Raw genomic sequence first — 21288 nt, 5'->3', positions numbered from 1 at the left:
TATAATGATTACACGATGTCTCGGAACAGCCCTACGACTCTTCCTAAAATAGTAACAGTCTTTAAACGAATCGGTTCCATAGTAGAGTTCTCAGGCTGCAGACGTATATGATCTTTTTCCTTGTAGAACCGTTTGACTGTAGCTTCGTCATCTTCAGTCATTGCAACAACAATATCACCGTTATTGGCAGTTTGCTGCTGTCTGACGATAACATAATCCCCATCATTGATACCGGCATCAATCATACTGTTGCCCTCGATACTCAACATGAACACATTGTAATCGCCAACATAATGACTCGGAAGCGGGAAGTAATCCTCGATATTTTCCGTAGCAGTAATCGGAATACCAGCAGTAACGCGTCCAATCAATGGAACACGAACAACGGATAAGGCAAAGTTGCTGCCCTCTGTCAGGGTACCGTCCGTAATTTCAATCGCTCTTGGCTTGGTAGGATCACGCCGAATGAGTCCCTTTTTCTCCAAACGCTCCAGATGTCCGTGCACAGTAGAACTGGAAGCGAGGCCAACTGCTTCACCAATTTCACGAACGGAAGGTGGATACCCTTTATCTTTCACTTCATTCTTAATAAAATCCAGGATTGCCAATTGTCGAATGGATAGCTTACTCATTAGGATCACTCCAATGCTTGGTAATAACTAGTGAGAGTATAACATAGAACCGGAGTTCGTACAAACATAAGTTCTAATTTTTCAATTGACACAAACATTTGTTCGTGTTATTTTGAAAACAGAACAAATGTTTGGGGGCGCTGTTATGTATATGAATGAACAATTGTTATCGAAGAGAGAGTCTGTTTCCAGGAATGCTTCTGCCTTTCCGCTGCTGCTAGCTTCCATTATTCCTTATCGAAAAAAGCTCTTGAGATATGCAGGCTTGTTCGCAGCAGCGTCAATCATTATTTTAATCAGCTTGTCTGTTTCATTGCTTGGCGGAGATCTGGATGCTTATGCTTCATCGGATCACACACCTATTGAATATTCGGTAGAGATCGTTAATGGCGATACTTTATGGTCGATAGCCAGCAAACATGCAGATAAAGGACAGGATGTCCGTGAATATATTTATAACCTCAAGAAAGTGAATGGATTAAAGTCTAGCATACTTCAAGAAGGGCAAACACTTAGACTTCCTTAAAAAGATAGACTTAATTTTGTATGTCGGAATTAACACTCTCACCCACACAATACATAGAAACACCTCCTTGACTCTTGACAATGGTAGGCCATAATGTCAAAGTATACTTTGATGCATTTATCAAGCATTTTTGTAGAAGATCGGGAGGATTTTACATGGATAATGGAACAGAGCCATATATTCAACGAATCAATGAATTGGCCCGTAAAGCCAAAACAGTAGGTCTGACAGACGATGAGCTGGAAGAACGCAATGAGCTTCGCAAACGTTATATAGAAGCTTTTAAAGGCAATCTTCGCAGTCAGTTGGAGACAATTAAATTTGTTGATGAGGAACAAGAGGATAGTGACACGAACCAGCACAAATAATTAGGGGTGAACCATTGCGTGCAATATCGAGTACTGGGCAAAAGCGGGGTTGTGGTTTCTGAGCTTTGTTTGGGGACCATGACCTTTGGCAATACAACCAGCGAGGAAGACTCAACAACCATGATTCACGATTTTTTGGATCAAGGTGGGAATTTTCTTGATACTGCGGATGTGTATGTATCAGGACGTTCTGAGGAAGTCGTTGGCAAAGCGATCAGCGGTCGACGCTCGGATGTGATTCTGGCCACTAAAGTACGTTTTGCGACAGCAAATAATGTTAATCATGTCGGCTTATCACGCAAACATATTTTAGACGGGGTAGAAGCCAGCTTACGGCGTTTGAATACCGACTATATTGATTTGTATCAAATGCATGTCTGGGATCAAATTACACCGATTGAAGAAACATTACGTACGTTGGATGATTTGGTGACATCTGGAAAAGTCAGATACATCGGATGCTCCAACTTTTTGGCGTATCAAATTATGAAATCCCTTGGGATCAGTGATCATAATCGATATGCCCGATTTATTTCCAATCAACCGCAATATAGTCTCGTGTCTCGTCAGATGGACAGGGAAGTGCTGCCTTTATGTATCGAAGAAAATGTAGGCGTTATTCCATGGGGACCTATTGGTGGCGGTTTCCTAAGCGGTAAATACCCTCGTGGTGAAGCACCGACAGAAGGTAGGCTCTCGTCTAAAGCGGGTGAAAGCAGCTGGATGTTACGCAATTCGGAGAAAAACTTCCGTATACTTGAAGAAGTCCTTGCTGTTGCTTCAGAAATTGAACAAACACCTGTTCAGGTGGCTTTGAATTGGCTCATACATAAAAAGGGGATTACCGCCCCTATATTTGGTGCAAGGACATTGGAGCAGTACCATGAGAATATGGGAGCAGTTGGCTGGAAACTCTCCACAGATCATTGGAACCGCTTGGATACTGTGAGTGCGCTTGAGGATGACTATCCATACCGATTTATAGAAAAATTTAAAAGAGAAGTGTAGCCGGTATATTAAAGGAGATTGCCTATGTCTCGCAAGTGGGAACGAATGGTCAAGAAGAATACGAAAGTAGTTAACAAAAGCAGGGCCAAGCATGGCAAGCCAACGATCAGCCAAACCGTATCATCAGACGATTCGGTTACTATTAAAGGGCGTAATTGGACGTTATCGTTATTTTTATTTTGCGTAGGTATTTTTTGTTTTATAGCTTTTCAGAACACGAATCAGGATGAATACTTGTACTGGCTAACAGGCGGAAGTTATATGCTGCTGAGCTTATTCATGTTTGGTGTCAGACGCCCGCAGCTTAAAATTGGCAAAGACTTTTTGGGAAGCCGTCGATTTACGGGAGACAAGAGAGTGCCCGCTTCGGATATTAAAGAAATCGCATTATCTTCGGATGCTGTCATCATTTCATTGAAGAGCAGCAAAATCAGATGGTCGTTTACACGTTTTTATCATAGAATGGATATTTCGGCGATGTCAGAGCGATTGAAGGAATTCGCCGCTAATCATGCAGTACCTTTGAAGGTGGAGTAGAAAGGGAGAGGCTCAATGGCTATTAAGGCAGTATTATTTGATTTGGATGATACGTTATTATGGGATGATCGAAGTGTAAAAGAGGCCTTTCAGGCAACATGTTTAGCGGCAGCGGAGCAAGTCAATGTTGACCCTATCGAACTCGAGCAGGCGGTAAGACAAGAGGCGCGGAAGCTATATGAGTCATACGATACGTTTGCTTTTACCAAAATGATCGGAATCAACCCTTTTGAAGGGTTGTGGGCTAACTTTACAGAAGGTGATAATGAGAATTTTCGTAAACTGGAGCAGCTTGCACCTCAATATCGTACTGAATCATGGACCCTTGGTCTTAAAGCTTTAGGTATAGACGATGCAAAGCTTGGCTATGAGCTTGGGGAGAGATTCCCGATGGAACGTCGCAGTCGCCCTATTGTTTATGAGGAAACGTTCGAGGTTCTGGATCAATTAAAAGGCAGCTATAAGCTGCTGCTCTTAACCAATGGTTCTCCGGATTTACAGAAGGAAAAGCTGGCTGGTGTTCCTGAGCTTGCGCCTTATTTTGACCATATTGTCATATCAGGGAATCACGGAGAGGGCAAGCCTGCAACCTCAATATTTAATCATGCACTTGACCTGCTTCAGGTTACAGCTGATGAAGCAGTAATGATTGGCGATAAGCTCACAACCGATATTTTGGGATCTAACCGGATCAATATGCGTAACATGTGGATTAATCGACATGCGCTGCAAAGGGACGATGAAATCATACCTGCCTTTGAGATTGTAAGTTTGCGAGATATTCAAGGTGTAATTGATTCCATAAGTTCATAAGTGTAAAAAAACTATGGAATGCAATAAAAACCCGCCAGCGCTGAGTAACAGGCTGACGGGTTTTGTTCATAATATCAGAATTGATAGTTTTCAGCAGAGCTGAATATTCCGATATTGCAAGAAAAGCAACCTATTGGACACGGATGTATCTTCGTCGAATAGGCTTCGATCAGAAGCTTTTCTTAAGAGATAAGAATTTATAAGTTTTCAGCAAAGCTGAAGGATTCTTATCTCGCAAGAAAAGCAACCTATTGGACACGGATGTATCTTCGTCGAATAGGCTTCGATCAGAAGCTTTTCTTATATTGTGTATATGGATAATACCTTTTTATGCTTTCTGAAAAGATTCGTCTGCATAAGGGTGGGCGATCCAGCCATCAGTTTCAATAAACAAACGAATAGCAACAATTTGGCGATTGTCCATCAAAGTGAAGAAGTGTGCCTTGTGCTCGGGAACAGAAATAACATCGCCTGCTTCCAATTCAACATCAAAATACCCAACATCATCAGTGCCTTTTATAATAAAAATACCTTTTCCTGAAACGATTGCTCTTACTTCATCTTCGGTGTGGGTGTGAACCTGCTCGAATTTAGTAAGAAGCTCTTCGATATTGGGTGTAGCCTCGGACAAGGCAATAACATCCCAGGTTTTGTAGCCGCGTCTGGCCGCAATTTCCTGAATTTCTTCGTCGAATGTCGACAGAATTTGCGCTTTATTCTCATCGGTCAAAGTGAATTTCTCTTGTAGATCAGCAGGAAGCTTGCCAGCATTCCAATGCTCATAAAGTACCTCTTGTTTTTCCAAAAATGCTTGAACGTTACTTTCTCCAGAGATGCGTTCATTAGTATTGCGAATACGGATTTCAGCCACGGTCATCCCTCTTTCTATACACTTAATAAGTTTCTAACGTATATTATAATAGAATTCCAGGCTGCTGTCGATCTGTTTCATTGATAATTCCGATATGAATAATAAGAAAATGTGCATTGTTTGAACTTTATTTGATCTCTGTCGAATTGTGTTTCCATTATCTTTTCATGATGACAGGTTTCTGGTACACTAAAGGTTACAATTGGACGGTTGCCGTTGAAAGGAAGATTAGCATGGGCAAAATACCTTTGCAAGAACAGCTTAAGAAGAAAATTATGATTTTGGACGGTGCAATGGGCACAATGATCCAACAGGAAAACTTGACCGAGGAGGATTTCGGTAGTGAGGACCTGGATGGATGCAATGAAATTTTGGTAGTTACCCGTCCTGATGTCATTTCAAAAATACATGAGGCTTATTTTGCAGCGGGCGCAGATATTATCGAAACGAATACTTTTGGATCGACAAGTGTCGTTCTTGCTGAATATGATTTACAGGATCGAGCAAGAGAGTTGAATCTGGTAGCAGCCAGGTTAGCCGTTGAGGCAGCGAATAAATTCAGCACACCGGAGTGGCCGCGTTATGTTGCAGGTGCTTTGGGACCAACAACCAAAACACTTTCCGTAACCGGAGGTGTCACCTTTGACGAACTCGTTGACAGCTACTACGAGCAATCGGTAGCACTGATCGAAGCTGGCGTAGACGCAATGCTTCTTGAAACCTCTCAGGATACGTTGAATGTTAAAGCGGGCAGTATTGGTATTCGTCGTGCTTTTGAAACTACGGGTATCACACTTCCATTAATGATTTCCGGAACGATTGAGCCAATGGGCACAACGCTTGCGGGTCAAAATATTGAATCCTTTTATATTTCCCTGGAGCACTTAAATCCGATTTCTATTGGTCTTAACTGTGCAACGGGTCCGGAATTTATGCGTGACCATATTCGTTCCTTGTCTGAGCTGGCTACTACAGCTGTCAGCTGTTATCCGAATGCCGGATTGCCGGACGAGAATGGGCAATATCATGAGTCTCCTGAATCCCTTGCCAAGAAAATGGCTGGATTTGCCGAACAAGGCTGGCTAAATATTGCTGGCGGCTGCTGTGGAACGACTCCTGATCATATTCGTGCGATGGCTGAGACTTTATCCCAGTATAAGCCTCGGGAGCAAGCAGCTTCTCACTTATCCGCAGTTTCGGGTATCGAAACCGTCTATATTGAAGATGCGAACCGTCCTTACATGGTTGGGGAACGTACAAATATTTCGGGGTCCCGTAAGTTCAAACGATTGATGAAAGAAGGCAAGTTTGAAGAAGGCGCAGAAATAGCGCGTGCACAAGTGAAGAATGGTGCATATGTCATTGATATCAACGTACAGGATACCGATATAGATGAAGTGTATGCGATGGAAAACTTTTTGAAAGAGGTTGTCAAAAAGGTTAAAGTTCCTTTGATGATCGACTCGACATATGATCATATTATTGAGCTCGGTTTGAAATATTCACAAGGCAAGGCGATTATTAACTCCATTAACCTGGAAGATGGCGAGAGCAAGTTTGAAGCTATTTTGCCGTTAATCCATCGATATGGCGCAGCTGTTGTTATGATTCTCATCGATGAGCGCGGACAAGCTGTATCACGGCAAGCCAAAATGGAAGTTGCTGAACGCTCCTATGAGCTGTTAACCAAAAAGTATGGAATGAATCCGGAAGATATTATTTTTGACCCGAATATGTTCCCGGTAGGCTCAGGCGATCCGCAGTATATTGGATCTGCTGTTGAGACCATCGAAGGCATTCGGATGATCAAAGAAAAATATCCTGAATGTAAAACCATTCTCGGTCTTAGTAATATTTCCTTTGGTCTTCCGCCTGCTGGGCGGGAGGTTCTGAATTCGGTGTACTTGTATCACTGTACCAAGGCCGGACTGGACTTTGCCATCGTCAATACAGAAAACCTGGAGCGTTACGCATCCATAGGTGATCATGAGAAAGAGCTTGCTGAGAAGCTGATTTTTGAAACTAATGATGATACACTTGCCCAATTTGTTGCTCACTTCCGTGAGAAAAAGGTCGATAAGAAAGAAAAAATCTCTAATCTTACGCTTGAAGAACGATTGGCGTCCTATGTGGTTGAAGGTACAAAAGAAGGCCTTGCAGCCGATTTGAACGAAGCCATGAATACGTATGCGCCGCTGGATATTATTAATGGACCTTTAATGACGGGAATGGCAGAGGTAGGCAGATTGTTTAATAACAATGAGCTGATTGTTGCCGAGGTGCTGCAAAGCGCGGAAGTCATGAAAGCATCCGTATCCCATCTCGAACCGTTTATGGAAAAAGCGGACAGTGCTGTTAAAGGAACGATCATGCTGGCGACAGTTAAAGGTGATGTTCACGATATCGGTAAAAACTTGGTCGAAATCATTTTATCCAACAACGGCTACAAAATTATTAACCTGGGTATTAAGGTTCCGCCAGATCAAATTATTGAAGCATTCCGCAGAGAAAAGCCTGATGCTATTGGTTTGTCAGGTCTTCTTGTTAAATCTGCACAGCAGATGGTTATAACCGCTCAGGATTTGAAAAATGCAGGTATCGATGTGCCTATTCTTGTAGGTGGTGCTGCATTGACAAGAAAATTTACGAAAACACGTATCGCACCGGAATATGAAGGTGTTGTTCTATATGCCAAAGATGCTATGGATGGTCTGGACATTGCGAACAAGCTGAGCGACCCACTCCAGAAGCAGCAATTAATTGATGAATTACGTGAGGCGATGGAATCCGATGTTAAGGAGTCCGGCAAGAAACCAGAAACAATGCCAGTCTTGACTCGTGTGTTGAAATCTGCGATTGATCGTACTTTGCCGGTGCAGGTGCCTCCAAGTCTGGAGAGACGCGTCATTCGTGATTATCCTATGAGTCACGTGATGCCTTATATTAATATGCAGATGCTGCTCGGACATCATCTCGGCTTGAAAGGAAAAGTCGATAAGCTTCTAGCTGATAAAGATCCCAAGGCGGTTCAACTCAAGGAAACCGTAGACGGGATTTTGGCGGAAGCTCAAAAAGAAGGCATTATCCGTGCTCATGGTATGTATCAGTTTTTCCCGGCACAGTCATCGGGTGATGATATTTTCATTTATGACAAGGATGATCTGACCAAGGTACTGCAAAAGTTCTCCTTCCCAAGACAGCAGACGGATCCTTTCTTCTGTCTTGCTGATTACCTGAAATCGACAGACAGCGGCGAGATGGACTATATTGGCTTTATGGTCGTTACAGCTGGTCACGGCATAAGCGAAAAGGCACAGGAATGGAGAGAAAAGGGCGATTACCTGCGATCGCATGCTCTTCAATCCACTGCTCTTGAAACTGCGGAGGCACTGGCTGAACGTGTGCACCAAATGATGCGCGATGTTTGGGGATTCCCGGATCCGGCCGGAATGACAATGGGTGAGATGTTTGGTGCCAAATATCGCGGCCAGCGTTTCTCCTTTGGTTATCCGGCCTGCCCGAATCTGGATGATCAGGAGCAGCTGTTTGCATTGTTGAAGCCGGAGGATATCGGTATTGAGTTGACCGAAGGCAGTATGATGGAGCCGGAAGCTTCGGTATCAGCCATTGTATTCTCACATCCGGAAGCACGCTATTTTAACGTGGATAAGGTCTAGGATATACTAGTGAAGGAGTGGGGTCATAGGGGCTCGACTCCTTCACTATATATAGAGAGATACAGCACGACATAGGAAATGGAGAAGATGAGCTTGGAAATATACTTTCTCGGTACAGGAGCAGGTATGCCTTCGAAGGAACGAAATGTGTCTTCGATCATTCTGAATTTGTTGGCGGAAAACAACAGCTATTGGATGTTCGATTGTGGAGAAGGGACGCAGCAGCAGATATTACGCTCTCCCATTCGGACGAGCAAGCTGGAGAAGCTGTTTATTACACATCTGCATGGCGATCATTTGTATGGGCTGCCTGGGCTTCTGACGAGCCGTTCTTATCAAGGTGGCGATGACACCCTTACCGTTTACGGACCTGAGGGCACGGAGTTATTTATCCGTACTGCTTTGGCTGTAAGTCAGGCTCATTTGACCTATGAGCTTAAGATTGTTGAGTTCGGACCCGTGGATCAGCAGCTATTGTTTGAAGATAAGCAATTTGAGGTGTACATCGCTCCACTTGTCCATCGGGTTCAGAGCTATGGCTACCGGATCGTAGAGAAACCGCAAAAAGGCAGCCTGCAAGCGGATAAGCTGAAGGAGCTCGGAATCACTTCAGGACCCTTGTTCGGTAAAATCAAGCAGGGAATGGATATAACCTTGGAGAATGGCACAATACTTAGGGCAAAGGATTATATCGGACCTGATGTTCAGGGGAGAATCGTGACCATCCTGGGTGACACACAGCCCTGCCAATATTCATTGGAGCTTGCTCGTGATGCGGATGTACTGGTTCACGAGGCTACCTTTGCGGAGAGTAAGAAGCATCTGGCTGTTGCCTACGATCATTCGACAGCTGTGGATGCTGCTCGCACAGCGCGAGATGCTGGCGCACATGCTTTGATTTTGACGCACATTAGCTCACGTTATCAGAAGGAAGAGGCTGCTCTTTTAAGTGGGGAGGCCCAACAAATATTTGACGAAGTTTATTTGGCGCGTGACCATTGGAGCTATGAGGTGCCGCGGGTTAAGCGGAACCAGAATTAGCTTTTGATAAATTGTAAAGGAAGCGGTTCGACGTTTTCCAATATGCTATAGCTGCCTTTCGGAGGGATGCTGATTGTTAGGATTTTCCATATTGACTGGATATTATGTACTGGGATGGGTGATTCAAACCGGATTACAGGTTCCCATCCCGGCTAATGTGATAGGGCTCATATTGTTTACATTGAGCCTTTTTTTTAAGATCATCAAGCTGGAATGGGTGGAAGAAGCAGGGGAATTTTTAATCAAGCACATGCTATTATTTTTTATACCTTTTGTTGTCGGAACGATGGTTTTCTTTCCATATATCGGAGCCAATGCGGTTCAATTGCTTGTAAGTTTATTTGTAAGCACGATTGGAGTTCTTATGATTACTGGCTGGAGTGTCAAGCTCTTGAAGGGAAAGGAGAAAAGCAATGAGTCTCCATGACTTTCCGCAGCAGCCTATGTTCGGATTAGCACTATCAGTTATTGCTTATGCAATAGCCCTCCGATTAAATCAACAATGGAAATGGCTTCACCCGCTATTTATCAGCTCGGGCCTTATTATTGGATTTATGCTGTGTGCACATATTCCTTATGAATCGTATCGTCTTGGTGGAGATTTCCTGGTTTTGCTGCTTGGACCTGCAACGGTTGCTTTGGGTATTCCGATCTATAAAAATGCTCGGCGCATCCGTTCCAGTCTTGTTGCCATTATGAGCGGAATCACAATAGGTTCCATTGCTGCTCTACTGCTGTCAGGTGTTCTGGTATGGAGTCTTGGAGGTACGGCAGAGCTTATGGTGACCATGATGCCGAAGTCAGTAACATCACCGATTGCACTCGAAATCTCGCGCAAGGCTGGTGGTATTCCTGAATTGACCGCAGTACTGACCGTGTTGACCGGATTGTTCGGCAGTATGTTTGGACGCAGTTTGCTGCGGCTGATTGGTGTTCGTGACGACATTTCCATAGGGGTGGCCATGGGCACCTCTTCCCACGGGATCGGAACTGCCAGGGTTATCAGAGACTCCGAGCTTCAAGGCAGCATCAGTGGATTTTCAATGGGAGCAGCTGCCATCATAACATCGCTATTATTTATTCCTCTATATAGTTGGCTGCATTAGGGCAATCCGAAAACCTCATTAATTTGAGGTTTTTTTGTATGTTCAAAACCTTACAATTTATTCATAACACGAAAACGTCAACTTAATAAATCTCTGCTACGCTGTAGATATTACTAAACCAACTTTCCTGAAGAAGGGCGTGTTGATGATGCCAACTGCTGTTCATCCTGTTCCTCTGTCTAACTTGTCTGTGAAAGTAGCTACCCAATCATGGGAGATCGAGCAAGCCATGCGTTTAAGGTATCAGGTTTTTGTAGAAGAGGAAAAGAATATGCAGATGCTAAATGAAAGTGGCTTGGAGCAGGACCGTTACGATATGTATTGTGATCATTTAATTGTCACGGATTTGGAACAGCAGCAAATTGTGGGGACGTACAGGTTATTGCCGGGTTTACGTGCATTGGCGGGCATTGGCTTTTATTCGGAAACAGAGTTCGATTTAAGATCGTTTTATGAGCACAAGCCGCATACGCTGGAGTTGGGACGCAGCTGTATTGCCCCTGCCTACCGAAGTGGTAAAGCGATTCATCTGCTGTGGGAAGGAATAGCCAAGTACATTGCCGAGCATCATTATTCATATTTAATCGGCTGTGCCAGTGTGCACGTGAGCTCTCTGGAGGATCTTAACGTCATCTACAGCATGCTGCGCTTCAAGCAGGTAATCACTGACCGTTACGGAATACAACCACTGGAATCTCATCGCATTCCGGGTTTGCAGCAGATATCAAGTGAGCTCAATGAAAAAGAAATATTCCGTAAGCTGCCCCCGCTTATGAAGGGCTATCAATACCTGGGTGCGGAGATTGGAGGCGATCCAGCATACGATAAGTTGTTTGAGACGATAGATTTTTTCATTGTTTTGGAAAAGGATCGCTTGGCTCGTAAATACAAAAAGCATTTTCTGAATCAATAAATCGTAAATCGGGAGGCATCCTTTGTATGTATGAATGGATTGGTAAATTTACGGAAAATCAACGATTTATACAAAAAATGGCTGTATGGTGCAGCTGGATACCTAAGCCTTGTATACTAATGCTGCTCGGATGCGCAGCGGCTATTTTACAGCTGTCAGTTTTCAGCAAGGGAATGGGTATCAAGGTAGAGGCCAACCTGAGTACATTGCTGAAGGATCGAAGCGCAGAGGAGTTAACACGTATCCGCCAGCAGTTTTTTCGGAATTTGGTCATCACACTTTACGAAATCATAGTGGAGTCCCAACATCTGGAAGGCAGTGAGTCCTGGCGATTTCGGGTTGAGGGTGAGGATCATCTTAAGGAGGCACTCCAGCTTGGCCGAGGCGCTATCATCTACGCACCGCATGAAGGCAACTTCTTTTATTATTACTGGTATCTTTGTCAAAAATATAAGTGTCTCACAATCGCTACTGCTGAAAGTCCTGAGCTGCGGCCCTTATATGAGCAGTTTCAGTTAATGGGCTGTGAAGGCCTGGATTATGATCGTACCCCACCTTTACTGCTGCTTCGTAAATTAAAAAAGCATTTGAAAAACAATGGGGTTGTGTTTATTCTGGGAGATTTTTGGCGGCCTACTTTTCCACAATCTCAATTTTTTGGACGAAAAAGTCGTACACCTGAGGGCGCAGCCTTATTGTCTATAGATCAACGTGTACCGATCATTCCCTTTTATGGACGAAGAGAGCAGGGATTCAAGCACTGTCTTACATTCGAGCAGCCACTGCACTTATATGCCTGTTACAAGGGCTCTCAACGGTCTGAAGCCACTCAGCTGCTCAATCGTTATATGGAATCGGTTATACGCAAACACCCTGAGCAGTGGTTTTACTGGTTTAATGTAGAAGAACGCTTTAACATCGATTTCAAGGAAGAAGCAGAACCCAACTTGGATTATGTTAAAATATGGCGAGCATCATCTTGAAACTATGCATATTGATTATGATTTGGGATATACTAGTTCAGGTGAAAAAACTACTCTCAGGAGGGGCTGCAGCATGGATTTTACAAGTCACGATATTGCAGTAATCGAGCAAGCCTTGCATCTGGCCATGAGTATGAAAGGTAACGATTCAAAAGCGCAGCAGTTTCGTGAGGTGTTAATCAAGCTGCAAAGCAATTCGGCTGCAGCCTTCAGCGGTAATTATTTGCAAAAAGAGGAGCATGATGGACTGCGCTACGATTATGATGATTCTTCTGACCTGCTGTAATTAGTTGATTTATTAGAAGTATTTCGGGGTTAGTATGGTTCTTAAGAGAAGGGGGAGTAAAGTTTTCCTCATTCTCTTAGGCACCATATTTTTTTGAGTGTTTGGATAGCCTAATTATTTACCTTCGTTTGTAACCAATTCAGTATAGAGCTTCGCTCCGGCATCCTCGTTTACGAAATGATACTTTCATTGTCTTCACTCACTATTATACGAATATACATTCGATTTGAGTTATATATGAAACGGCATCGCTGCCATAGATCTTAAGGATCAAGGGCTTTATTTTTGCTTATTTTTATATTAAAATATGAACGACGACCCGGCACATTGCGAAGAATTGGGGGCATAAATTAAAGATGTACGAAGAGTTTAACGAACTGCTAACTTTAATGAACACAGCTAGAAAAGAGGCTGACGAAGCAAATAGAATTGCATATGAATTAAGGCAAGAATCTATAAAAAAGCAATTTCAAGCCACAGCCGCGGCCGAAATGGCAGCACTCACTGCTGATTTTTTAAATGAATGTAAGGACCCCGCGCTTTTGGCTAAAATTGCAGCGACCAGCAGAGAGGCAATGCGTAAAACCATTGCTTGTACAGAAACTGCAGCTTGTGCCGTCTTAAAGGCTAATAAAGCAGATGAAAGAGTCACAAAAGCATTCATAGAATGCAAGGAAGCTGCGTTAAAACTTACAATTGCTCTTGATGAACTTGAACTTATAGAATGATCCATGTTTATCAATATAATGAGAACAGCCCTCATCCTTTATCGGAATTGAGGGCATTTTTTCATACTCTAAGCTGGCAGCCGTTACTTCGGAGTTAAAAGTTTCCTTACTCTCGGCTATTTCATTTTCATTTTTCGACTTCAGATGGCAAATCTGCACGATTTGCCTTGACGTAAATCATCGTTGTGCTCATACTACCGTGTCCCATAATTTGCGCCAAGCGTTGCAATGGCGTGTTCTCTGCCATCACGTATCCGAACCGGTGCCGAAGATCGTGGGAACTCAATCCTTCGAGTCTCGCTGCTTTCATATATTTTTGAATCAAATGGCGCAAAGCACGTTCTGTTAATCGATCACCCGTTTTCTCCGATGGAAACAGATAAGGACTGTCCGGAGGGAGTTCTGCCAAATATTTGTCTAAAGCAGCTCTGCAAGCAGCGTTTAAAGGTACTTCCCGCTGTTTATTCCGTTTTCCGGATCGCACCGTGAGCTGGCCGCTGCGTTTTCCGATTTGAATATCTCCAGGAGCCAGGTCGCACACTTCCATTGTTCGTAAACCGGTATGAAACATCACGATAAGAATCGTCTGATCCCGATGAGAACCACCATGCTCAGCCGCAGCGATCAATGCAGCTTCTTCTTTGTCTGTCATCTGTCGAGGGTTTACTTTTTCTTCCGGAACCAATTTGACCGGCTTTGAAGGATCACGGCGAATCTTGGATTCCGTCGCAGCCCACTCAAAAAAACGTTTCAGTGTTATAAGCCGCCGGTTAATGGTTGCCGGTTTCAATTCCATTACTGTTTGAGCGGCTTCCTGGTATCGTGTTAATGTTGGAGTTGCGACATCTTCAATGCGAAATACAACTGCGTCCGCTTGGTGGTCGGTGGTCTCAAACCAACCGATAAAATGTTTCAAGTCGCTCGCGTATTCCTTTAGTGTTTTGGGATTCAAATCTTCGTGGATGGTGAGAGTGTGTATGAAGTCCTGAATCGTCTGCTCCCCTTGTTCCGAAATGGTGGTCGTTTTAATCATTAGCAAAGCCTCCAAATCTTGACTTACATTAGCGGACATGATATTCTTATCTTAACCGATACATTAGCGGACATCAAGTACGAGTTATTAAAATACATTATGACCGCTCATAAATTTAGGGCAGTTTGTTCTTTATTCTTGCTTGTTTAGAGAATCACAAGGAAAGGGATGGTTTATCATAATTGGAGAAATGATTTTAATCAACCGACTTGTAAACACAATTAAAAAGAGTTCGTGGTTGTTAATGATTTCCTGCGTTTTCACTTCATTTATCTTCACAGTTTGGGGGGGATGCCTTTTGCTTGGCTGCCTCCTATACGTTGCCTTTTCAAATCGAATGGTTAGAAACCGCTTGGTAAGTTCGGGAAATTCATTGCTGCGAGTGGTTTACAAGAAAAGAAGATTGCTATGAAATCACAATTAGCAGGAGTGTAAGCTGTAGAGGCACAAGCGACATATGGATGCTGACTACGCTATCAAAAAGTTTGATTTCTGGTCCTGGCGGAACGATATTCCGTTCAGGGCTATTTTATATGTGTGCATTGGGATAAATAAATATTAAACAAATAATTGATATAAGAACGTACATTCGCTATAATATAAGCTACTACAATCCGGCTTTTATATGAGGAGCTTGAATCCCATGAACCCATTAACCGGCAAGGTTGATTCCATAGATGAAATGATCCAATTAGTGAAAAATACTCCAGAGCTGATGTCTCAGGTTACATACTGGCATACGATTCCGCCGCGAGATCCGATGTATGATGCATTTCCGCCTGAGCTTCATCCGATCTTGTTAGCTGCGCTGAAGGTCAAAGGGATTGCAGGACTGTATACGCACCAGGCGGAATCGTTTCGCGAGGCAGCAGCAGGCCATCACGTTGTTACCGTAACCCCAACTGCATCCGGTAAAACGCTTTGCTATAACCTGCCGGTTTTACAGGAAATATTGAATAATGATAGTGCACGTGCCCTTTATTTGTTTCCGACCAAAGCATTGGCTCAAGACCAGGTATCGGAGCTTCAGGAAACCGTAAACAGGATGGGAGCAGATATCAAGACACATACCTACGATGGGGATACGCCTCCGACAGTGAGGCAGGCTATTCGGAATGCGGGTCACATTGTTGTGACGAACCCGGATATGCTCCATTCTGCCATTCTTCCTCATCATACCAAGTGGGTTAAGCTATTCGAAAATATTAAATATATCGTAATTGATGAAATACATTCGTATCGGGGCGTATTCGGCAGTCATGTAGCCAATGTGATTCGAAGGCTGAAGCGAATTTGTCGCTTCTATGGATCTTCGCCACAATTTATTTGTGCATCGGCAACCATTGATAATCCGCAGGAGCACGCCGAGCGTCTGATTGGCGAACCCGTTTCATTGGTGAACCGCAACGGAGCTCCGGCTGGTGAAAAGCATTTTGTATTTTATAATCCACCTGTAGTAAATCAACAATTAGGTATACGGAAGAGCAGTGTATTGGAAACTCGTAAAATAGCAGGCATGCTGCTCAAGCAAGGTGTACAAACGATCGTATTTGCCAGAAGTCGTGTACGCGTAGAGCTGCTGCTTACCTATCTGCAGGACCTGACCAAGCATGAGCTGGGTGCCAAGTCGATTCGCGGCTATCGCGGCGGTTATTTGCCACAGCTGCGACGAGAGATCGAGCGCGGATTGCGTAGTGGGGAGATTCGCGGGGTTGTCAGTACGAATGCGCTTGAACTGGGCATCGATATCGGACAATTGCAGGCATGCGTGCTTAACGGATATCCGGGGACGATTGCCAGCACCTGGCAGCAATCCGGTCGAGCAGGCAGGAGGCAGGAAAGCTCCATCACGTTTCTGGTCGCAAGCAGTAATCCCCTCGATCAATATATGATCCAGAATCCGCGATACTTTATTGAACGACCACCAGAGCAGGCGCGAATACATCCCGATAACTTGATTATTTTGGTTGATCATGTCAAATGTGCGGCGTATGAGCTTCCTTTTGAAGAGGGAGAGCAATTCGGCGGCGAATCATTAAAGGATGTTTTGGAATTCCTGACAGAGGAGCATATCCTGCATCTCGTGAAAAATCGTTGGTATTGGATGGATCAGTCGTTTCCCGCGCACGATATTTCATTACGCTCCGCAGCTCAGGAAAACTTTGTCATAGTAGATATGACTAATGGTACGCGGGTTATTGGAGAAGTGGATCGATTCAGTGCACCGACGATGATTCATGAAGAAGCTATATATATCCATGAGGGCATTCAGTTCCAGGTGGAAAAGCTTGACTATGAAGAGAAAAAAGCGTTCGTACGCCAGGTGAATGTCGATTATTTTACAGACGCAAGCATGGCCGTCCAGCTAAAGGTGCTTCATGTACACCGCGAAGTGGAGGAGTACGGACTGCATCGTAATTATGGCGAAGTAACTCTGAATGCGAAGCCGACTATTTTTAAAAAAATCAGATTGCGTACTCATGAGAATATTGGCTCAGGACCGATTCATTTGCCCGAGGAGGAGCTGCACACCAGCTCTTATTGGTTTACCTTTTCGGAACAAGCCTCAGTGGAAACCTCGGTTAATGATATGCAGTTTGCGCTGCTCGGCTTATCCAATGTATTGGTACATATCGCGCCGCTTTATTTGATGTGTGATCCACGGGATATTCGCGTAGTGCCGCAGGTACGTGCTATTCACAATAAGCTGCCAACGATATTTTTCTATGATAGTTATCCTGGGGGTGTGGGCTTGAGTGAACGACTATATGACGTCCATGGTGAATTAATAGCTGAAGCGAAGCGGCTTATTTCAAACTGCCAATGTCTTAGCGGCTGTCCTGCCTGTGTCGGACCTATTGAAGAGGTTGGATTGATGGGTAAGCAGCTTTCACTCAGCTTGCTGCGGCGGCTGGAGGTAACCCGATGAGTGGACTTCGTGACAGACTGCTGCGCCACAAATCATCGGGAAGCCAGACGAAACCTGCAGTTGCATCGGATGCATCTGCTCAGACATCGGAATGGTCAGTAATAGACGCTCATATGGAACACAATGAATGGGGCTCGTTTGTGATGAGACGGCGTTACTATGACCAACTGGCCAAACATGGGCGTTACGCGTTGAGCGAGCTGTTGGGACAGTCCGATAAGCTGCTACATCTGCTGGGAGCTGAGTCAGAGACTTCAGAGGAGCAGGATGGCCTTACTCATGAAAAATTGCTTTATCTCGATACGGAGACAACCGGTCTTGGGATTGGTACGGGAAACGTAGCTTTTATGATTGGTATCGGTTTTTACGAAAAAGATCAGTTTGTTGTAGAGCAGATGTTTATTCGTGATCCGGGTGAGGAGCTGGGTATGCTCCATCATCTGCACGAGAAGATAGCCGAGCATCCTTATTTGGTGACGTATAACGGCAAAACCTTTGATTGGCCGATCATTAAGAATCGTTATATTTTGAATCGTATGCAGTTGGATACTCCGATTGCTGGACACTTTGACTTTTTATACCCATCGCGCAGTCTGTGGAAGCATACACTGCCTTCATGTCGGTTGGGTAAGGTCGAGGAGGAACGGCTTGGCGTTGTACGCAAGGATGATGTGTCAGGCGCGCTCGCTCCAGTGCTCTATTTTCAATATTTGTCAGAACGAAAGGTTTCTATTGTCAAGGGTGTATTTATTCATAATGAACTCGATATTTTATCGTTGGCTGGTTTATCGATACATTTTGCAAGGATTTTGAGCGGGAAAAGCAATTTTAAGGATATGGGCTTGGAAGAGCTGTATCGGCTGGGTGTATGGTTGGACAAGTTGAACCAGCAGTGGATGTCTGAGCAGGCACTGGAGTGTCTGGCCGAGCGGATTACAGGTACAGCTGCTGAGGGAGAGCAAGGGGCTGATGATTATTTGCTGCCGCTAGCCCAGGTGTATAAGCAGCAGCACCGTTATACAGCAGCACGAGATTTGTGGGAATTGTACGTGGAGCGCAGAAAAGAACGGACGACCGCTTCATTGGACGCTTATGTCGAATTGTCCATGCATTATGAGCATCGAGAGAAGCAGTATGGGCTGGCGCTGTCCTACGCCGAGCAAGCACTAGACAAAGCATGGCGGCAGCATTCATTGAAGCGCTCCTATGGGGGCGGAGGTGCTAGGTCAACTGGAAAACGACAATCAACAAAATCGCTCGAACATGGGCAAGATAGTGGTATCGCAGATTTGGAGAAGCGCATCCAACGATTACGACAAAAGTCCGCCAGAGCTAACAATCAGAAGACAAAGGATAAGAAAAGGACAGTTACCCGAAGTCAGGTTGGATCAGCATCAGATCTTGATCTGACGATGGATAACTTGATTTAAACGAGGATAAGCTCTATTTTTGGCATAACATAGACTTTATTTGGAAATATATAGACTACAGATTCGTGTATTTTCACCTGGGAGCGTTACAAGGCTGCAAAAATATTATACAATGTTTGCATGAGGTAGTTCGGAGGAACACGGTCATGCGATACCATGCTGCTCATAGAGATTCTATGGAGGGTGATTGCTATCATACATGTTTTTTTAGATGATGTACGTCTGTGCCCTGTCGGTTTTGTAGCTGCCCATAATGCAGAGGAATGTATATTGCTGCTCCAGGAATGTGAGGTTGGCGTCCTGTCTCTTGATTTTGATCTGGGATGGGGCCAACCAACCGGACTGCAGGTAGCCAGCTTTCTGGCTTCTTCTCAGCGGTTTCCACGTGAAATTTATTTACATACCTCCAGTTGGAGCGGTAAACAGGCGATGCATCAGCTTTTATACCGAAGCAAGCCGGAAAGTGTTAAGCTGGTTAACGGACCGATGCCTCACGATACGCTTCAAACCATTGCCAATACAGCAAAGAATAGGTTGTGATCTTGTATTATGCAGCACGTTATATCATTAAGTAATGTACATTTTATCCGCGAGGAGCGGGCGATTTTATCGAATATTGAGCTTCAGGTACATGCAGGTGAACATTGGGTCATTCTCGGCAAAAACGGATCAGGCAAAACGACGATTCTGGAGATGATTAACGGGTATCAATTCCCAAGCATTGGGCAGGTTCAGGTTCTGGATCAGCTTTATGGACAATGTGATGTGAGAGAAGTACGTAAACAAATCGGATATATCAGTCAATCTCTATATGAAAAGCTGAATCCAGCTGATCCCGTATGGGAGGTCATCGCAACTGGCGAGTATGCTTTTTTGCGTTTTTATCAGGAAATATCGCCTGAGGTGCGTACGAAGGCACTAGGGATGCTGGATGAGATTCGTCTTTCACATCTAGCTGAACAACCACTGGGCACGCTTTCTCAAGGGGAACGCAAAAAGGTGATGCTGGCCCGGGCATTAATGACAAGCCCCTCGATTCTGATCATGGACGAACCCTGCTCGGGATTGGACCTGTTTGAGCGTGAGCGGTTGCTTGAAACCGTTAATCAGCTTGGCAAGCAAAATATTACCGTATTGTACGTCACGCATCATATCGAGGAAATTATGCCGATGTTCACGCATGTTGCCTTGATTGATGATGGCAAGCTCGTGGCTTCTGGTCGTAAGGAAGACGTATTGAATGAAGAGAATTTATTGAGCGCATTTCAGGTTCCGGTTACTCTTGAATGGTTTCAGGGCCGTCCCTGGATCAAGGTACTTGGGGAATGAGTGTGGATGAGCTGCAAAGCAGCGCTTTTATCGGTACAGCCAATCGCGGCTATGGACAGCAGGCACAGGAGGAAATTCTGAGGTTATTTGGATCGCCTATCAAGTTTACGCATCTGGTTCCTAATGAAATCTTTCTTTTCCAGCTTCCAGTGAGCAAATCCGAAGTGATTCTCAAGCTGACAACGCAAGAGCCGATGTTTCTTCGCCATATTCAGCCTGTGGACGCGGAGCTTGATTGGGATGGTGAATTGGCTTCTCTACAGTCGTGGGCTATCCGTTCTATTCAGTTGGACGCCGAGAGCAAGATTGCGGTGCAGGTTCGTAAAACCGAGGAGCTTACAACGGGTGTCTCACAAGGTGAATATAAGCAGGCACTTGACCATATATTGACGGAAACCTACGCAATAGTTCCTGTTGCCAAAGGCTCGGATTTTATTGTGTCTCTCTATTTGGTTCCAGGGATTGCCTATATCGGCGTTTCCAAGCCGGAACACAACTTGTCTGATTGGTCAGGCGGTGCGATACGCTATCGCAAAGAAGAGGGTCAGCTATCACGTGCCAAGTTCAAGTTGCTGGAGGCGGAGCAGGTATTTGGTCTTGATTTAACACAATACAAGACGGCGCTGGACGTCGGAGCTGCCCCTGGAGGCTGGACCTCGCTGCTGCTGGAACGCGGAATCAAGGTGACAGCAATCGATCCGGCCAAGCTGGATAGGGATCTGCTGAAAAACAAAAATCTGACCTTCCATCAAAAAAATGCTGCCGATGTGAAGCTGCAGGATGCTTCCTTTGAGTTGATTGTTTGTGATATGAGCTGGAGTCCAAGACAAATGGGCAAGCTTATTAAAGGACTACTGCCTGCACTGATTACAGGTGGAACGGCGATCATTACGGTAAAATTGATGCACAAAAAAGCTTTTCAAACGGTTCGGGAGCTTGTAGGCGATTTATCCCCGGATCTCACCATGCAAAAAGCCAAGCAATTATTTCATAACCGTGAGGAGCTCACTTTGTTCTTTATCAAAGCTTAGCAGATTTATGAAAAGCTTGGAGCACGATTATCGAAATGGATAAAGGG

At 44.5% G+C, this 21288-nt stretch carries 21 protein-coding genes; 18 read left to right on the top strand and 3 right to left on the bottom strand.

The annotated features are described in order from the left end of the window. Nucleotides 1-8: 8 nt before the first annotated feature. On the bottom strand, nt 9-632 hold the full coding sequence (gene lexA / locus NST47_RS23365) for a transcriptional repressor LexA (RefSeq protein WP_076228529.1): 624 nt from the start codon (nt 630-632) through the stop codon (nt 9-11). Between the two features lie 85 nt (nt 633-717). Between lexA and NST47_RS23360 the strand changes: the two genes are divergently transcribed. The 5 genes from NST47_RS23360 (at nt 718) to NST47_RS23340 (ending at nt 3884) form a co-directional block, all read left to right on the top strand. Then, the gene (locus NST47_RS23360; RefSeq protein WP_341157277.1) at nt 718-1158 is read left to right on the top strand and encodes a LysM peptidoglycan-binding domain-containing protein; all 441 of its coding nucleotides are present in this window, start codon (nt 718-720) and stop codon (nt 1156-1158) included. A gap of 155 nt (nt 1159-1313) precedes the next feature. Next, a complete protein-coding gene (locus tag NST47_RS23355; RefSeq protein ID WP_076228530.1) occupies nt 1314-1526 on the top strand; it encodes a DUF896 domain-containing protein in 213 nt (70 codons plus the stop codon). 18 nt (nt 1527-1544) lie between these two features. Next, nucleotides 1545-2534, top strand: coding sequence for an aldo/keto reductase (locus NST47_RS23350; protein WP_341157276.1), 990 nt, complete (start codon nt 1545-1547; stop codon nt 2532-2534). Between the two features lie 24 nt (nt 2535-2558). Beyond that, on the top strand, nt 2559-3071 hold the full coding sequence (locus tag NST47_RS23345; RefSeq protein ID WP_083689023.1) for a hypothetical protein: 513 nt from the start codon (nt 2559-2561) through the stop codon (nt 3069-3071). Between the two features lie 15 nt (nt 3072-3086). After that, entirely contained in the window at nt 3087-3884 is a 798-nt protein-coding gene (locus tag NST47_RS23340; protein ID WP_341157275.1) for an HAD-IA family hydrolase, read from the top strand. Between the two features lie 328 nt (nt 3885-4212). Here the strand turns inward: NST47_RS23340 and NST47_RS23335 are convergent, their stop codons facing one another. Next, on the bottom strand, nt 4213-4755 hold the full coding sequence (locus NST47_RS23335; protein WP_341157274.1) for a 1,2-dihydroxy-3-keto-5-methylthiopentene dioxygenase: 543 nt from the start codon (nt 4753-4755) through the stop codon (nt 4213-4215). Between the two features lie 233 nt (nt 4756-4988). On the opposite strand from NST47_RS23335, the gene metH reads away from it, so the two are divergent. From metH to NST47_RS23295, 8 genes are all read left to right on the top strand, one after another. Next, nucleotides 4989-8432, top strand: a complete 3444-nt coding sequence (metH, locus tag NST47_RS23330; RefSeq protein ID WP_341157273.1) for a methionine synthase — start codon at nt 4989-4991, stop codon at nt 8430-8432. A gap of 93 nt (nt 8433-8525) precedes the next feature. Continuing rightward, nucleotides 8526-9473 carry a ribonuclease Z gene (rnz, locus tag NST47_RS23325; RefSeq protein WP_341159737.1) on the top strand — a complete coding sequence of 316 codons (948 nt, stop codon included), beginning with the start codon at nt 8526-8528 and terminating at the stop codon, nt 9471-9473. Between the two features lie 73 nt (nt 9474-9546). Further along, nucleotides 9547-9900, top strand: coding sequence for a CidA/LrgA family protein (locus NST47_RS23320; protein ID WP_341157272.1), 354 nt, complete (start codon nt 9547-9549; stop codon nt 9898-9900). Beyond that, complete coding sequence (locus NST47_RS23315; RefSeq protein WP_341157271.1) at nt 9887-10579, top strand: LrgB family protein; 693 nt, start codon at nt 9887-9889, stop codon at nt 10577-10579. Before NST47_RS23320 ends, NST47_RS23315 begins: the two co-directional genes overlap by 14 nt. A 145-nt stretch (nt 10580-10724) precedes the next feature. Beyond that, entirely contained in the window at nt 10725-11492 is a 768-nt protein-coding gene (locus NST47_RS23310) for a GNAT family N-acetyltransferase (protein ID WP_341157270.1), read from the top strand. Nucleotides 11493-11518: 26 nt separating this feature from the next. Further along, nucleotides 11519-12475, top strand: coding sequence for a lysophospholipid acyltransferase family protein (locus NST47_RS23305; protein WP_341157269.1), 957 nt, complete (start codon nt 11519-11521; stop codon nt 12473-12475). A 73-nt stretch (nt 12476-12548) separates the two neighbouring features. Continuing rightward, a complete protein-coding gene (locus NST47_RS23300) occupies nt 12549-12761 on the top strand; it encodes a hypothetical protein (protein WP_341157268.1) in 213 nt (70 codons plus the stop codon). Between the two features lie 356 nt (nt 12762-13117). Next, nucleotides 13118-13489: a hypothetical protein gene (locus NST47_RS23295; protein ID WP_341157267.1), complete on the top strand. Its 372-nt coding sequence runs from the start codon at nt 13118-13120 to the stop codon at nt 13487-13489. Nucleotides 13490-13616: 127 nt separating this feature from the next. On the opposite strand, the gene NST47_RS23290 is transcribed toward NST47_RS23295, so the two are convergent. Continuing rightward, nucleotides 13617-14522, bottom strand: coding sequence for a tyrosine-type recombinase/integrase (locus NST47_RS23290; RefSeq protein WP_341157266.1), 906 nt, complete (start codon nt 14520-14522; stop codon nt 13617-13619). 643 nt (nt 14523-15165) lie between these two features. Here NST47_RS23290 and NST47_RS23285 point away from each other — a divergent pair. From NST47_RS23285 to NST47_RS23265, 5 genes are all read left to right on the top strand, one after another. Then, nucleotides 15166-17451 (top strand): DEAD/DEAH box helicase, encoded by a 2286-nt coding sequence (locus tag NST47_RS23285; protein WP_341157265.1) that lies wholly within the window; start codon nt 15166-15168, stop codon nt 17449-17451. After that, complete coding sequence (locus NST47_RS23280) at nt 17448-18881, top strand: ribonuclease H-like domain-containing protein (protein WP_341157264.1); 1434 nt, start codon at nt 17448-17450, stop codon at nt 18879-18881. The genes NST47_RS23285 and NST47_RS23280 overlap by 4 nt, the downstream gene beginning before the upstream one ends. A gap of 192 nt (nt 18882-19073) precedes the next feature. Continuing rightward, entirely contained in the window at nt 19074-19421 is a 348-nt protein-coding gene (locus NST47_RS23275; RefSeq protein ID WP_341159736.1) for a cyclic-phosphate processing receiver domain-containing protein, read from the top strand. Between the two features lie 9 nt (nt 19422-19430). Then, entirely contained in the window at nt 19431-20210 is a 780-nt protein-coding gene (locus NST47_RS23270; RefSeq protein ID WP_076228543.1) for an ABC transporter ATP-binding protein, read from the top strand. After that, nucleotides 20168-21241 (top strand): SAM-dependent methyltransferase, encoded by a 1074-nt coding sequence (locus NST47_RS23265; protein WP_341157263.1) that lies wholly within the window; start codon nt 20168-20170, stop codon nt 21239-21241. The genes NST47_RS23270 and NST47_RS23265 overlap by 43 nt, the downstream gene beginning before the upstream one ends. The last annotated feature ends 47 nt before the right edge of the window (nt 21242-21288 follow it).

Source organism: Paenibacillus sp. FSL H8-0034 (assembly GCF_038000305.1).
Taxonomy (GTDB): Bacteria; Bacillota; Bacilli; order Paenibacillales; family NBRC-103111; genus Paenibacillus_S.
The sequence above is the reverse complement of the archived record's forward strand: the minus strand, read 5'-3'. Positions and strand labels throughout refer to the sequence as shown.